The sequence below is a fragment of the Aulosira sp. FACHB-615 genome, assembly GCF_014698045.1.
GTDB lineage: Bacteria > Cyanobacteriota > Cyanobacteriia > Cyanobacteriales > Nostocaceae > Nostoc_B.
In genome coordinates, this window is the sequence record NZ_JACJSE010000050.1 from 1 (window position 1) to 14,560 (window position 14,560).

A 14,560-nucleotide genomic window follows, 5' to 3' on the forward strand; every position below is an offset into this window, starting at 1 on the left:
TGAAATGCCTGAGCCTATTTTATTAAGTCAGATTTTTGCCAAGCTTACTTCTTTAGGACGTATTCATCCCGTTTCTACAGGTGTTGAACCCTCGTAAATTGGCTACGGTATTGGGGGAGTGAGAAATTTAGATGATGTAGTTGCAGCAGCTAAGGCAGAGCATTTAACTCTCAAGCAGACTTACCAAATGCCAGCAAATAATCTTTCGGTAGTATTTGAACGAACTGCGAAAACAACATATAGAGTTTCTCGATCTAGTGAGGTACGTTTTTAAAGCTACTTGTTTTGATATAAAAGGTTTAAGTGTACTTCAGTAGCCTGGAAAACGCTATAAACTAATACCAACTACTTACTAACAAGTATGGAGTTACAGATTTAGTTGAAATACCCAATCTTTGAATTGTTTTGACATACTGACATTTATTCACAATGTAATTTTTCAAATAAATCAGCTTTCTCTGCTCTGTTATTCAAAATCAGCGTACTGAGGTGGACTAGGCCCGACTCGCTCTCGGATTTTAGGATATTTGCCAGATGGAACTTTGTCTGAAATGCTTTGGACATCAATCTGGTGCCACCAATCATCACCAAAATCAAACCAGTAACCAAAAGCATCATCAATCGATAAACCCAAAGACGCAATTGTAGTATGGGCAACATCTCCTGTAGGTGTTGGTGACAAGTCGGAACTGGAAAATGCTCCTTTTAAGCAGTAGCGTCTAGCATTTGGATCTTGTGGCCCCCTGCCGCCAACTTGAAATTCGTACAGATGTTCATCTTCTCGATCAAATGCTTTGAAGATGATCTTATGCAGTTGGGCTAAAGTATTGCTGCCCTTAATCTCAATTGTTCGAGACACCACAGGATTGTCTGCTGCAAATTCTTCTGTAATTGGGCCGTCAATTAAAAATACCTCTAACACGTATAGCGCATCTGGAGAAGAGCTAACCGCTTTTTGGGAAATACTGTCTGATTTTTTCGTTTTAGCCATACTGTGAGCTTGAAAGGTATAATAAGTATTGCGTATTACGCGGCTAAGGGAAATCTAACCTTTGACTATCAACACTATTTGCTCGAAAGCATACCATAGTCATCTTCGCAAGAAACAAGCTAACAAATATAGTTGTAGCCCAAATTCAAAATATTGTAGAGTCAAGAAAAGCTCTAAGTATTGCCCTACCCAACTTACTTTATGACTACCGCGCCCTTAAGCTGGCAAGAACTAGAATCTCTCACGAACTATCAAATAGATACTGTTAATGGTCTCACCAATGCTAAAGCTAGGTTGCGCTTGTTTGGTCAGCCGGAATCTGAAGTGCGCTTAACACTGTACCGCGATAACCACGCTTGGTGTCCTTACTGTCAAAAAGTTTGGTTATGGCTAGAAGAAAAGCAGATACCCTACCGCATCGAAAAAGTGACAATGTTCTGCTACGGGGAGAAAGAAAGTTGGTACAAACGTAAGGTAGCATCAGGAATGCTCCCGGCAATTGAGCTAGATGGCAAGATTATTAAAGAAAGTGATGATATTTTAATCGCTTTGGAAAAGGTTTTTGGGCCATTGAACCAAGGAATGGAAGAACGCACGGTGCTGCCTCTACGCCAATTAGAACGACTTTTATTTAGAGCTTGGTGCGCTTGGCTGTGCTATCCGGTAATTTCCGCTCAACAAGAAAAACGCAACCGAGAACAATTTATTACAGTGGTGGCTAAGGTTGAGGAGGCTCTAGGGCGCACATCAAGCCCTTATTTTCTAGAGAACTTCGGCATCGTCGATGTCATTTTTACGCCATATCTCGAACGGATGAATGCCAGCCTTTACTACTACAAGGGCTACTCACTGCGAGAGGAAAACCCTCGTTTGAGCGCATGGTTTGCGGCAATGGAAAGCCGAGATACCTATCGCGGTACTCAGAGCGACTTTCACACCCACGTACATGATTTGCCGCCCCAGATGGGAGGCTGTTGGGAAAATGGCGAAACCCAGATGCTTCTAAATAAAGAACGGGTGGATCGCGGCCCTTGGTTCGGACTACCAGATGTGACTTATCCAGAACCAGAACATTCCCGCATGGAAGCTCTTCAAAGAACTATTGAGCATCGCGTCAATATTATCCGCGTTAACCCCTCAGATGATAGCTTGTTTGATCAAGCCTTACGTTGTGCTTTAACACACATGATGACCGGGGTTGAATGTATACCTCCATTGGGTTCTGATGTCGCTCTACGATATCTGCGCGATCGCATTAATGTACCGCGAGATATGTCCATTTACGCAGCCAAGCGATTGAGAGAATCACTGGAGAAAACAGCAGCCCTTGTGGGTAATGGACAGCCAGATCCCATTCCGACTCAGCACCGACGAGATCAAGACCCGTCTAACTTTGCCAGAAAGTAAGCTTGGTTTTCGTCAATTGAGCCTTCACGAAGTACCCAGTTGTTAAGTACTGACGAAATATGTGATAAATTCTGCCCTGGACTCCACATTTTTAAATAGGCTAGAAATTGATTTAGCAGCAGAAAAAATCTTTGCTGCCCAGAAAGCAAGGCGAAAAATTGCAGTCGAAAGGAATACAATGCCATCTCCTGTTGAAATTTTTCTACTATTAGCTACAACTTTTTATCAGGCAATTGCCTGCTTAAGAGAAAATCGAGAACCTCTGCCAGGACAATTGATTGATGTGGGTGGATATCACTTGCATCTCTACACGGCTGGAAAGTCTAGCCCTACTGTGATTTTGGAACACAGTTTAGGCGGAATGGAAGGTTATTTACTCGTGCAAGAAATAGCTAAATTGACACGGGTTTGTATATATGATCGTGCTGGGTATGGATGGAGCAATCATAGTCCTCATCCTCGCACTAGTCAGCAAATTGTGACTGAGTTAGATACCCTTCTCACCCAAGCAGGAATTGCACCACCATATATTCTTGTGGGCAATTCTTTTGGTAGTTATAACGTGCGTTTATATGCTCATTATTTTCCTTCAAAAGTAGTAGGTATGGTACTTACTGATGGACTCCATGAAACAGATATGCTGAAAATGTCTATCTATTTACAAGCTTTGAAACTATTTTTTGTTTCTGGCTTTATTATGTCAATTTTTGGCTCAATCTTGGGCATTATCAGATTACTCAAATTGGTGGGTACATTTGAAATTATCAAGCCAGAATTAATGAAATTTCCGCCAGTAGCACTCTTTCCAATTAAGCGTTCTTTCTGCCGTCCCAAGCACTGGATTACCATGAGTCGGGAACTCTTAAACCTGAATAATAGTAGTCGTCAACTACAGTTAACCAGAAAATTTGCGGCATTGCCTATAGTTAGCATCAAAGCGCATACTTTTTTTCAACCTTCTGTTTGGACTATGCTTTTACCTATGAAAGCTGCCAATAATTTACGAGAGGAAATGCACAAGAAAATTCTCAATTTATCTACAGATTGTGTACAAATTGATGCTAAAAAAAGTGGTCATTTTGTTTGGATAGATCAACCAGAGTTAATCGTGAGTGCTATTAAGCTCATTTTAAAAAAGGTTGATAAATAAGCTATAAAACGAACAAGCGTATTCTTGTTGATGGGCAATATTTTACAAAGACCAAGAAACAGACGTACTATGGGTTTCATGGGCATTTAATCATTAGTGTCAGAATGTTTATGTAGAACGTTATGAAGAAGAAATTCTCACATCACAACGGGCGAATTTAAGAATTAGACTGCGCTTCAATCAGACACATTTGTTAGAAATAAATGAAGCTTTATTAATCACAGGCAATCAGCTAGAATTTCTCGACTATCGTTACCATTTTCAAGATGAACGAAGTTGCCTAGTTTTTCGTTATGATAATACCCCCCACTTTCCCAATCTTTCTACTTTTCCACACCACAAGCATTTACCAGATGATGTGATAAGTTCTGACAAACCTGAAATTACTCAAGTATTAAAAGAAGCAACAGAGTTATTAACGTACGATCATTACGAGACAAAGTAATTATGGAATTCAACCCAAACAACAATGTTGTTAAACTCTGTCTTCAAGGTATGGGCATGGAAGAAAAAGGCAAACCAGAAGAAGCAAGTAAACTGTTTCAAGAAGCCTGGAACGAAGCGACATACGACTTGGAAAAATTTATTTCAGCTCACTATGTAGCTCAATATCAAAAAAATGTTGACGACAAATTAAAATGGCTCGAAATAGCTTTGCAGTTGGCATTAAAAATAAATGACGACACTGTTAAGAGTGCAATACCTTCTCTATATTCAAACATTGCCAAATGCTATGAAGAGTTAAGCTCACCTGACAAGGCAAAAAAGAATTATGAATTAGCAACTTCGTTTCAGAATAAACCTTCTGACAAAGGCCCCTTCTATCATGGGACGAAAGCCGATTTGCTCCTTGGTGATTTGCTGACAGCAGGGGGCAGTTCTAATTACAAAAGAGAACTCAAAATGAATCACATTTATTTCACAGCCCTTGTCAATGGGGCGGGACTAGCAGCTGCATTAGCAAAAGGCGATAACCGTGAACGTGTTTATATCGTTGAACCAACAGGGGAGTTTGAAAATGATCCGAATGTTACAGACAAAAAATTTCCGGGCAATCCGACACGCTCATATCGCTCCCAAGCACCATTAAAAATTGTTGGCGAAGTCACAGATTGGGTGAGACAAACACCTGAAGAACTCCAAAAATGGCGTGAAAAGTTGGCCAATAACAAAGGAGAAATTATTAATTAGTTTCTAAAATTCCCACACCCTGCTCACCGATTGAAGACCGCTAAATTCAAAATTTAGCGCGGTGTTTCACCATTTATTCATCCGCCATCCACTGCACCCAATCGGGAGCCGCCGCCACCAATTGCCCAAACATCGCAGGCTCCGATTCCTCAAAAGCCACCATCACTCCCCACCTTTCATCACTGCTAAGGCTAGAGAGGAATTCTTTGACTGCTCCCACACCATGTTTCACCCGTTCCATGACCAATGCAGTATAAGATTTAACTTGCTGCCACCACGAATCAATCGGATTTTCCTGTCCGTCCACCCCCTCCCAATTATTACTTCCACTTACATTAATGGGGGGCGTGGACGGGGCATTAACACCATACATAGCCTGCATCCTAGCCGCATACGCCGCCTGAGATTCACTTTCCTCCAGCCGCCGCCGTTCTCGTTCTTCCTTCTGTGATTGCCGATACACAAACACCTGACGGGCAAAAGCAACATCCTCAGTACTTAATCGGTAATACCGCACCCGTTGACCATTCTCGGTAGGCCGCCGCGACTGGGTAGTTAAAGCCAGTTGCCCCAAGTACTGACTCAAAATCCACACCGGAGACTCATCGAGAGGGATGGTCAAGTTGAGGATGCCTTTAATATGTGGTGCATTGCGTTTGGAAAAATCTGCTAATGCTTCAATACTCGCTTCATCGCCCTTAATCTCCACCCCATCCATCAAATCAGTCAGTATTGCGCGTAACCCCAATCGGTGGCGCATTAACCAAGAAGTGGAATGATTACCCCAGTCGGTGCAGATGGGCAAGCGATCTCGTTCCGTCCTATCTCGTTCTGCCACAACAAAAGGCGGCGTAACAAACTCCCGCCCATGCTCGTCGGCGATCGCTTGCCCCGGTGCTGCCAAGATTGCTTCCAACGCCACCAACTTTTTGATTAACCTTCCACCATCGTCTTTCTCGACCAACTCAGGAGTAACAGTCATCCCGTAGGTATCCCAAATACGGAATTTCTCACACTCCAGAGCTTCTTCTGGCTTGAGATAATCTTGGTGCTGTCTGGCTGTATACGTTCTCCTGTCAATATCTTTAGCATTGGCAACGTTACGATAATGCTCCGCATCAATGGCATTTCCCGCCGCCTTCATCAAGTGCCGCGCAGCTTCATCCATATTGTCCCCGGCGCTAACAATCGTATTGCCCATTTCAACAAGCAGCGATCGCAAATCAGCACGTAAATTATTAATCGACCAATTGCGTTGTGCTTCAATTTGGCAAGAGGTATCTAACGCCCAATCTTTCTCAGCACCACGCTTGCCCGTTTCCTTGTCAATACGAATGAGAAACGCAGTCATTTCATTTTTCTGGAGAATCTTCTCTTTGATGTGACGGGCATTAGTTTCAACGTACCCAAAAGGTGGACGCGGAGCAACCCAAACGTGCATTGGAACATTGGGACGATACCGCCACAACTGTTGAACGCATTCGGTGGCAGACTGGGACACAGCATGAAACACACCAAATATCACATCAAAATGATAAGCGGAGATGTCAACACCTGTTCCAAGGCTGGGAGTGATTAACAGCGCGTCAATATCTTGAATGGCCGTGTTAATCTCCCTGATAAAAATGACGTTTTCTTCACTACCACTATTCTCCGAATGAATAGTCCAGATCCTAAGCTGGCGGTCTTCTTCTGATTCTGGTGTAATATCCTTTGGTAATTCACAATTCTCTAAACTGGGAATTGCGAACTGCGAATTGCGAATTGATCTCTGTGCTGCTACTTCATTTAAAGCGCGTTCCAACTTTTTGATGAAGCGTTTACTATCGCTCACCACCATCGGCTTTTTCCCCAACATTAGTTGAAGATGGATTTGGGCAACTATGGCACTACTGTCTTCACCTTCGTACCAATGAACTTGACGACCACCAGAGCGATACTCGTTTTTGATGATGTATGGCTGTTCTCCCACTGGTCGCATCTTCATAAAAAAGTCGATGGTCGTATCGTCCAGGTGAGCATCAGCCAAAACAACCAGCTTGGCGTTGTATACGAGATATTCTAGTACTTCTAGAATAGCCCCCCGGTGTTCCTTGCAAGTTTTGGACTTGAGCAAGTGGGCGAGGTACTGACAAGCTTCGTCTATAAACAGAATGTCGTAAGCCTGTAAATTATTCGCCATTTTATATAAAGAGTCTACCGTGATGCTCAGTGCTTTGGCTTTTGCCCAGTCACCAACGGCGATCGCTGAATACATCGCAGTGAGTAGGCGATCGCTGAGGTTTTTGAGCAGGTTCACCCGATGCCCGTTGTTCAAAAAACTTAAGTCTGGGTTATCTCGTCTGACAATGGACATAAGTTCAGTTTTACCAGTACCCATATCCGAAGCCAAACCAACAACACCAGATTTGGGGAAGGATTTGATGACCTCGGACAAATAGCGAGTATTAACAGTCACATCCGGCTTATACTTGTGCAAGCCTCTGGGTTTTTTAAAGAAAAACCTCTGCTGATATTCTTGCAGGGTGAGGGCATCAGCAATCATGGCTGACACTGCTTTTTCGGCTTTATGCGAGAGTGCCACCACCCAGTCGTCAATCCCTTTTTCTGGCCCTGGTAACAATGCCACTTCACACTGGCAGCCAAGTTGGGTGATGACGTTGGCGGTGCGGCGGGTGGCTTGAAAGACTTGCCATTTTGTTTTGGGTTTGGTTTCGTAGTCAAAGAGAATGATGAATTTACGTTCGGCTTGGGCCATTGGCACTAGGTCAGGGTGCAGCCGTTCAAAACCTTCCTTACCAACTCGACCATTCCAAATGCCAGGAAGTGCGATCGCTGCATACCCCAACGACAGCATACAACCAGCTTTCTTTTCGCCTTCTGTAAGAAAAACTGGAATCTGGGGATTTTCCATCACCCAAGCCCAGAATCCCAAAGCTTCACCTTCTTGAGTAATGACAATGTTATCGGGCATTGGCACGTCGTAGCGTAGGGATATTTTTTGCCAGATGTGCAGTGGAACCCTAAAATACGTGACGCGGTTAGGAGTTTTGGGTGGGGATTCGTATTTGATGGGCTTACGGGGGGAATTGACAGTAGCCTCTCCCCTGCCTGTCTCTTCCTCCTCAAATCTGGGAGTATCAGGCTTCGCCCGTCCCCATTCCATTGGTTGCCAATCGTTGTGAGGGTCGAGTCCGTTTGACCACCAAGAACTGGTCATGGCAGCATATCGAAGTAAGTACCCATCTCGTAACCGTCCATCGTTTCGTCGGGCGTTTTGGGGTAGGGCATACAATAAATATTCATATATTTCATCACCAGAGAGCGATCGCACGTTTAACGCGACAAGAGTAGGGTCAACAGCTGAACCAACAACCCATTCTTGCCAATGATGCGGTGCTAACTGATTAGTGTAATTATCCATATTCCCCTCGTTAAATACGCGCACGAAAAAGTTAGCGGTATGCCCTCATACCGCTTTAAAGTGTTAAAGAACAGGTCAAAAAATTACTAGGAAGTTTTTAATTGCGAAGTGCGATCTTGGTATCAGTCTTTGCGGCCATAGAGAAGAAATTCCCTCTCGAAATCTTTGGCTATAAACTTTTCGACAGTGGCAAGAATTGTGATTTCAGCTATGGTTAGGTCAGGCGATATCAGCATTAACAGGTCTATTTGTGGGTCAAGCTTTCGGATTCTGTAAGCGAGTTGTTTGTGTTTGGCAACAAGCTGTCTGTAATCTTGCCAACTATCGCAAGTAATCAAAATTGCTAAACCAGAAACAACCTGAAATGGGTTAAATCTCCATGCCTCATCATGTCTTCGCAAGAATTTGGCTTTGGAAAGAAGATTTTGCAATCTGCCTTGACTAAATGAATAGACAAAATTTCTAATCCATGCCTCTAAATTTTCCATTTCGGCTTGAGCAGAGGTAACATCAGAGTTCGTGGTTTTTGGATTTAATAGATAAGGGGATTTGACTTGTTTCATGATGAATGACTCTGCTTTTAATTGACGGAAAATGGATGAAACTATGCTTGGCAGTAGAAGAAATCACTACACCTTTAACTGAGTTGCAATTCACTTTTGACTAGTTGAAAAAACTTCAATCAAAATGCTTTCGGGATACAAGCCGACTCTGCCAAATCTGGGGTCATGAATGCGCTCTATTTCTATGCCCTGCTTACGACATAATGCGCTGGCTTTTCTTCCCTTAGTACTGGCTTCTTTAGCAGATATTTCCAAACCCTGAAGATTAGCGAAACCCACGATGCTGTACTTGTGACCGGAGGGAGTATTTACTCTGTCTTGCTCAACTTCGACGGCTTTGAGCCTTTCCAAGATTTCGGCTTGCTGCTGTTGCTGTTGAATTAAACGTTGCTCTTGTTCTGCCATCTGTTGTGCGATCGCGGCGAGTAATTGTATCTGGGTCATGGCTTTTAGACCAGATTGGGTTTCAGCTTCGTGCGTTTTGACAACAAAATAACTTTGCGCTGCGGCAATTTCTGACTTTCTGGGATCGCCATTCATCGCAGTTAAATATCCGCCGTAACGAGAGAGCTTGTAATCTTGTCCTGGTCGCCCCTGACTTTTCAGGAACAACCCTGAAAAGTGCGCCTCTACGTCATTTCCCGTATTTTTACAAGCAAAAGTAGCCCTTTCAATTACGGGTTTGAAATCGTTCCAGCGAGAATAGCCCAGTAGAGGCATTAACTCTCTAGCATTCCAATACTCTTGTCCAAAGTCATCGACATGACGAATGCTATCAAAAGGACTACTGTTGTTTAGTTGATGAAAATTATCTAAATTAGACATGACATACCTTTTGCTTAATAGTGGTAGAAGCAATTGCTAACTTTCATCAAGGTGTAATTGCTTCTGTCTACTTCTTTGGGGAAACGCTATAACACCTAGACATTTACCCGCACTAAATCTTGTTCGCGCACCAAAGAAAAGCGATTGGTGGTGATGAGTGGTTGTTCAAAAGTGGGTAATGCCAACTCCACCAGATAAAACCAGGACTTCTCGATTAGCTCAATCCCCAGAATTAGCCTTTGCTTTGTACCGTGATTGGGAATTTTCAACAGTACTCGTTCTCCCAACACGAAAGAAGGTTTTTTCAAAATCCTCGGTTGTATATTACCCGTGGCAATAATTTGATGTTTGGTTGCATAGATGAAATCATTTTTGACCTCAATAATGTAATTCCAGCAATTGCCATACCATTGCACTCCACAGCAGTAGCCGAATGTTCTGTTGTCTTTGATGTAGACTTTCTCTAACACATTGACTTCAACAGGTGGAATAGCTTGTCCCCAAGGTGGGGATAAAAACCAGCATCTTTCTAAATCTGTAATTTGTTCTGTCATACTGTTTTACCCAACAAATAATTAATAGCTTTGGAATCAAGAGATGAAATACGTTTTTTAATCTGATGTGGTGGGTTTTCGAGAAATTGTCTGAGATTCCCTGGTTTGACTTGATAATATTTGGGACAACTTTGATTTGCTTTGAGCCAGCCTCTTTGAATCCAGTGGCGAACAGTTAATAAATTCAGCGAAAGAATACTGGCGATTTGGTGACAGGTGTAATTTTCTGGATTAGTCAAAGTTTTAGTCATAATTTCTTCCCCACAAGATAGTTAATGGCTTCAGGCTCAAGAGAGGCAATGCGCTCTTTAATTTGATGTGGTGGATTGTCTAGAAACTCTTTGAGATGCCAAGTTCTGATTTGGTAACAGCTTGCAGAACGCTTGTTAGCTTTGAGCCATCCGCGCTTGATCCAACGACAGAGAGTAGATAAACTCAAGCAAAGGACGTTGGCAATTTCTTGGCAGCTATAGTTATCAAGTGTGGGGCGTGTAGAATAACCCAAACGATTTAACTTCAGCTTAATTGCCATAGTTGAGCGATGATAACCTTGCTTTTTTAACATCCTGGCTATCTGCTCTTTGGTGTAAAAATCAGCCTTTTCTTCAAGAATGGCAATCTCTTCTTTAGACCATTTAGCACTCATTTTATTACCTCCAACTTTTCATCTCAACAAGAGAAAAAGTGTTGTGAGAATATTAGGTTGTTTATGTTGCTTGAACTTCGTTAACAATTCGTGCGCTGATTGATTCAAAATCAACTTGAAAAATATTCAAATCAGTCTGCATTTGACCACTGTTGTAAAGGTCTAATATCTGCTGTTTGATAACTTCTTTAGTTAACTCATCTGGTAGTTCAATGTGAGCTTCGCTTGTGATTTTTTCGACTACTGTGACAATGACTTTCATGCGATAACCCTGTATAGTTAATCGAGGTAGATAGGAATAAAAAGAGACATGGGTGCAGAATGTAAAATTTGAGGGTGATGTATTTTTACTCCTGCCCCAAGTCTTTTTTCCTTATTTCAAGCTGCTCCAGCCTTTGACGCTCATAGATATTAGACCTAGTTTGATTTCGTTACTCATTCCTTAACCTCCAAACTTACGGAATATGTAATAATTGGTTTGTCGTAAAAAGATGTACTTAATTCTCTTAGCAATTGCCTGAATGCAAATCCTTGTTCAGGCAATTTCTTCCTCAATCTAAACTCTCAGTTAAAACTAAAGGCTGTTGATTATCTTCTAGTTCGCATTTCAAATATGAAAGTGCTGTTTGAGCATCACCTATTGTTAAGTCTGGTTGATAATCAAGTGCTTGGTAATCGGTATGTTTTTCGATTTGAGTTATCAAGTATTGGGCAGATTCAACTAATAGCAATAAATCTGGTAAATCCATTTGAGTTTCTCTCTTCTGGAACTAAAATTTCTCGACAACTGCCAACAAAAAGCCGTGACCAGTGTTCTTGATTTGTGCCTGTTTCTTGTCAAGCAAGTATTGAATGATTGTGTTAGAAAACTGGATCTGGTGTAGAGGAATAGCACCACCAGAGCCTTTGAGCGATCGCAGTAGTCTGGCAGCAGTTCGTTCTACGTAATAATCGACAACTTTAGCCATCAGTTGAACCTCCTGTGATAGCTACTAGTTGCTGTTGAAGTGCTTTAATTTGCTGTTGATGTTCGTCAATTTCTGCTTGTAATTTTTGCTGTACCTCTGCAATAGATAGTGTTTGGAGTTGGTCGTCAAAGTAATACCTAATCTCATCGCAACCGTCATCAGGCATAACAGCGTAACGCCAACCGTGACCGTACTCGTGGGCTAATGGGGTGTTGGGGAGGTAGTACTCCATGCCAAGGATGATGCCCTGTTGTGTGCGATCGCCAAAGGTAAAGCGGGGATAGTCCCAGTTTTGAGGAATATTGATTGTGGGTTGCATAATTGTGTTGGTGAATGAAGTGATTGGTGAGGAAGTAGGACAGAATTACTGAGGTCTGTCCCGAATGTAGATAGTGATATTTGAAACTAATACTCTATGCTGCAACTAATTCTGATACTGGCTCATACTCCCGTAGCCGTTGCCAGTCTTGGGCAGTTAACATTTCAAACGGTTGGTCTAGCAATTGTTCGCAGTCGCTTAACACCAACAGCGATCGCACAGCATCAAACACTGAATCAGAATACTGCTGACCAGAACAGCCTTTGATAACCCACCAATTCCCGTTGGTGTACCCGACTTCGCCCAGTTTTACGTCGCCTTTGTAAATACCGTCATCCAGTGGTTCAAAGCCGTACTTTTGGCACTCGTTGAAAATATGTGCCATTGTTCGGTTATCAGTGCATGGTTCCTCGAATGGTTCTTGTACGGGGAGAGTGCCAGCTTGATACTGCTGTTTGATATAGCTGTGACACCGTGCTGGGGTGATGTCTCTGAAGATTTCCAAGTCGTTGATGATTACCTGCCAGTAGGGGTTTTGGTGGTTGTCGTGGTTGTAGGTTATGCTGGCAATCAACTCACCGCCTACCAAAGCCTCTTGGTCGAAGAAACAGACTTCGGAAATAAAGGGAACTTCTGGTACATCTGCGCTAGGTTGAGGGTTCAGGCTTCCGTCTTTGTAGTGCCAGTTAATGTAGCGGTGACACTGAGCTTGGGTGCTGTGGCGGAAAACCTCTTCGCCGTTGACCATTACCACCCAGCGTTGTGTGATAAAGTCGCTGTAATCGTAGCTGATGTACGCCACAAGCCATTTGCCAGCGTAAATTTCAAAATGGTGATCGTTGATCTCGACGGTGGTGAATTCGGAGGCTATTGCTTCGGCTTGGGTTGCGAGGTGGCTGTTGAGTTCGGACTGGGCGATTTTTTGGATCTTATTTGCTTGGTACTGTGTGATCGCTCTAATCCATGATTCTCTGCGGCGTTTGTCCTGTACCGCTACTGTACAGCCGATTTCGGCATACGTTTGTCTCAGCTGCTCTATGGTTTTCTGTTGCAGCTGTTGTTGGCTGAAGGTTACGTGTGTCATGATTAAGATTCCCTGTACGAGTGTATGGGTTTTTCAAAAGGCGATCGCAGACTTTCCACGGTACGGCGGTCGCTTTTGGTTTGGATGAGTACAAGAGCGTTGTGTTACTAGCACTGCGCTCTTTTGCTTTGAGCTTGTCTCTCATTCCAGTTCAGCAAAGCTGAAACTCATACTTATTAATTTACTAGTGTCACTTATAAAAATCAAGTGGTGCTTATAAATTATTGAGATATTATTTTAGGAGAACCAAAAATTTCTTGTACATCATGCCCAAGTACCTGACAAATATACCTCAGCAATTGAAAAGACACGTTTTGCGGTGCTTTTGGCATATTAGGATTCTCCAAAAGCTGAATATATTGCTGAGAAACTCTATAATCAAACTGAGCTTGAATTTCCTCAGCAAGAGAACGCCTAGAAACCTTTCCACGCATTTGCTTCAACTTTTCTCCAAAAGCTGGTTTCCACGCGACAGTAGTAATTAAATCTAATTCCAACATAATATATTCTTTACTAGTGCCACTTGACGTACTCATAATATAATTGATAAAGTGATGCTAGTAAAGAGTAAATCACTCATAGTAAAAGCTTTCCAGTATTTGGTAAAGCTGTACTTTTAGTTGCGATTACCTCACAACTAAAAGCGATCGCCCGATGTGAAGTTGTGCGATCGCTTTTGCAACGAATGTCTAGGGTGTGACCTGGATGCGCGTTGGCAGATGAAATAGGTACAGTACTTATTTAATAGGTACTCATAGGATGATTAGTACCTATTAATAAAGGATGAGTAGACATACAAAAATTCTTATTTTAAAAGGGCTTCGTAGAGGTGACAAATCCACAAACTTTACAAACAGCAATCAACGCTGCAACTAACGCCCACACGGGACTACACCAAGCCATTCATGAATTGCGGCATGGGTCAGTTAACGAAGCGAAGCAACTGGTGGCGCGACAAATTGCGGTGCTGGCAAATGTACTGATGGTGTTGTAAGGCTAGTTAACGTGAGTTTGCTGTAGTACCTACAAACAGCGATTGCCTACGCAGGGATGACGGATGACCACACAGGATTGCACCAAGCAATTCATCAGATACTGCACGGTTTGGTTCCTGAAGTGAGGTATTGCAGATGTCTATTCTTTTGGTAACAGACTAAGTGATGCGTAAAATGCTGTTAAATTGAAAAATTTATGAACAAATATTACTATTTTTTAGCAAAAAATTCTAAGTAAAAATTTCACTGTAAACGCTTAAATGAATACTGGATAAGGAAAAGGTAAATATTTTACTACACAGCTTTGATTTTTGTAAGAACAAGTACTATCGTAAATCTACTGGGACTGATATTATTCTTTTCAATGCTTTTCTGTGTATAACTGCTGTAAAATGTAGTTTCTTTATTTTGATTAAAAACTCTACTCACGACTACTAAATTTG

17 protein-coding genes and 2 pseudogenes are annotated in these 14,560 nt (G+C 42.3%); 6 read left to right on the plus strand and 13 right to left on the minus strand.

Going from position 1 to position 14,560, the window contains the following annotated elements; genetic code table 11:
• Positions 1 to 115: 115 nt before the first annotated feature.
• A pseudogene (locus tag H6G77_RS33080) lies at positions 116 to 274 on the plus strand (DUF938 domain-containing protein); the annotation flags it as partial.
• A gap of 192 nt (positions 275 to 466) precedes the next feature.
• On the opposite strand, the gene H6G77_RS33085 reads toward H6G77_RS33080, so the two are convergent.
• Positions 467 to 991 (minus strand): plasmid pRiA4b ORF-3 family protein, encoded by a 525-nt coding sequence (locus tag H6G77_RS33085; RefSeq protein ID WP_190595131.1) that lies wholly within the window; start codon positions 989 to 991, stop codon positions 467 to 469.
• A 201-nt stretch (positions 992 to 1,192) separates the two neighbouring features.
• Between H6G77_RS33085 and H6G77_RS33090 the strand changes: the two genes are divergently transcribed.
• The 4 genes and pseudogenes from H6G77_RS33090 to arr all read left to right on the plus strand — a co-directional run bounded on the left by H6G77_RS33090 (position 1,193) and on the right by arr (position 4,739).
• A complete protein-coding gene (locus tag H6G77_RS33090; RefSeq protein WP_190595130.1) occupies positions 1,193 to 2,398 on the plus strand; it encodes a glutathione S-transferase family protein in 1,206 nt (401 codons plus the stop codon).
• Between the two features lie 178 nt (positions 2,399 to 2,576).
• Positions 2,577 to 3,548, plus strand: coding sequence for an alpha/beta fold hydrolase (locus tag H6G77_RS33095; RefSeq protein ID WP_190873860.1), 972 nt, complete (start codon positions 2,577 to 2,579; stop codon positions 3,546 to 3,548).
• 109 nt (positions 3,549 to 3,657) lie between these two features.
• A pseudogene (tumE, locus tag H6G77_RS36075) lies at positions 3,658 to 3,993 on the plus strand (toxin TumE); the annotation flags it as partial.
• Positions 3,994 to 4,268: 275 nt separating this feature from the next.
• The gene (gene arr, locus H6G77_RS36695) at positions 4,269 to 4,739 is read left to right on the plus strand and encodes an NAD(+)--rifampin ADP-ribosyltransferase (RefSeq protein WP_396019831.1); all 471 of its coding nucleotides are present in this window, start codon (positions 4,269 to 4,271) and stop codon (positions 4,737 to 4,739) included.
• A gap of 73 nt (positions 4,740 to 4,812) precedes the next feature.
• Here the strand turns inward: arr and H6G77_RS33105 are convergent, their stop codons facing one another.
• The 12 genes from H6G77_RS33105 to H6G77_RS33160 form a co-directional block, all read right to left on the minus strand.
• Positions 4,813 to 8,163 (minus strand): plasmid replication protein, CyRepA1 family, encoded by a 3,351-nt coding sequence (locus H6G77_RS33105; protein WP_190873838.1) that lies wholly within the window; start codon positions 8,161 to 8,163, stop codon positions 4,813 to 4,815.
• A gap of 122 nt (positions 8,164 to 8,285) precedes the next feature.
• On the minus strand, positions 8,286 to 8,726 hold the full coding sequence (locus H6G77_RS33110) for a hypothetical protein (RefSeq protein WP_190873839.1): 441 nt from the start codon (positions 8,724 to 8,726) through the stop codon (positions 8,286 to 8,288).
• Positions 8,727 to 8,816: 90 nt separating this feature from the next.
• Positions 8,817 to 9,551: a BRO family protein gene (locus tag H6G77_RS33115; protein WP_190873840.1), complete on the minus strand. Its 735-nt coding sequence runs from the start codon at positions 9,549 to 9,551 to the stop codon at positions 8,817 to 8,819.
• A 95-nt stretch (positions 9,552 to 9,646) separates the two neighbouring features.
• Positions 9,647 to 10,105, minus strand: a complete 459-nt coding sequence (locus tag H6G77_RS33120; RefSeq protein WP_190873841.1) for a DUF1392 domain-containing protein — start codon at positions 10,103 to 10,105, stop codon at positions 9,647 to 9,649.
• Complete coding sequence (locus H6G77_RS33125) at positions 10,102 to 10,356, minus strand: hypothetical protein (RefSeq protein ID WP_190873842.1); 255 nt, start codon at positions 10,354 to 10,356, stop codon at positions 10,102 to 10,104. Before H6G77_RS33125 ends, H6G77_RS33120 begins: the two co-directional genes overlap by 4 nt.
• Entirely contained in the window at positions 10,353 to 10,751 is a 399-nt protein-coding gene (locus H6G77_RS33130) for a hypothetical protein (RefSeq protein ID WP_190873843.1), read from the minus strand. Before H6G77_RS33130 ends, H6G77_RS33125 begins: the two co-directional genes overlap by 4 nt.
• Before the next feature lie 61 nt (positions 10,752 to 10,812).
• Entirely contained in the window at positions 10,813 to 11,013 is a 201-nt protein-coding gene (locus H6G77_RS33135; RefSeq protein WP_190873844.1) for a hypothetical protein, read from the minus strand.
• 289 nt (positions 11,014 to 11,302) lie between these two features.
• The gene (locus H6G77_RS33140) at positions 11,303 to 11,500 is read right to left on the minus strand and encodes a hypothetical protein (RefSeq protein ID WP_190873845.1); all 198 of its coding nucleotides are present in this window, start codon (positions 11,498 to 11,500) and stop codon (positions 11,303 to 11,305) included.
• Between the two features lie 21 nt (positions 11,501 to 11,521).
• On the minus strand, positions 11,522 to 11,719 hold the full coding sequence (locus tag H6G77_RS33145; protein WP_190873846.1) for a hypothetical protein: 198 nt from the start codon (positions 11,717 to 11,719) through the stop codon (positions 11,522 to 11,524).
• Complete coding sequence (locus tag H6G77_RS33150) at positions 11,712 to 12,038, minus strand: hypothetical protein (protein WP_190873847.1); 327 nt, start codon at positions 12,036 to 12,038, stop codon at positions 11,712 to 11,714. Before H6G77_RS33150 ends, H6G77_RS33145 begins: the two co-directional genes overlap by 8 nt.
• A 94-nt stretch (positions 12,039 to 12,132) precedes the next feature.
• A complete protein-coding gene (locus H6G77_RS33155; RefSeq protein ID WP_190873848.1) occupies positions 12,133 to 13,122 on the minus strand; it encodes a hypothetical protein in 990 nt (329 codons plus the stop codon).
• A gap of 221 nt (positions 13,123 to 13,343) precedes the next feature.
• A complete protein-coding gene (locus H6G77_RS33160) occupies positions 13,344 to 13,622 on the minus strand; it encodes a hypothetical protein (protein ID WP_242049391.1) in 279 nt (92 codons plus the stop codon).
• 329 nt (positions 13,623 to 13,951) lie between these two features.
• Between H6G77_RS33160 and H6G77_RS33165 the strand changes: the two genes are divergently transcribed.
• The gene (locus H6G77_RS33165; RefSeq protein WP_190873850.1) at positions 13,952 to 14,116 is read left to right on the plus strand and encodes a hypothetical protein; all 165 of its coding nucleotides are present in this window, start codon (positions 13,952 to 13,954) and stop codon (positions 14,114 to 14,116) included.
• Positions 14,117 to 14,560 lie beyond the last annotated feature (444 nt).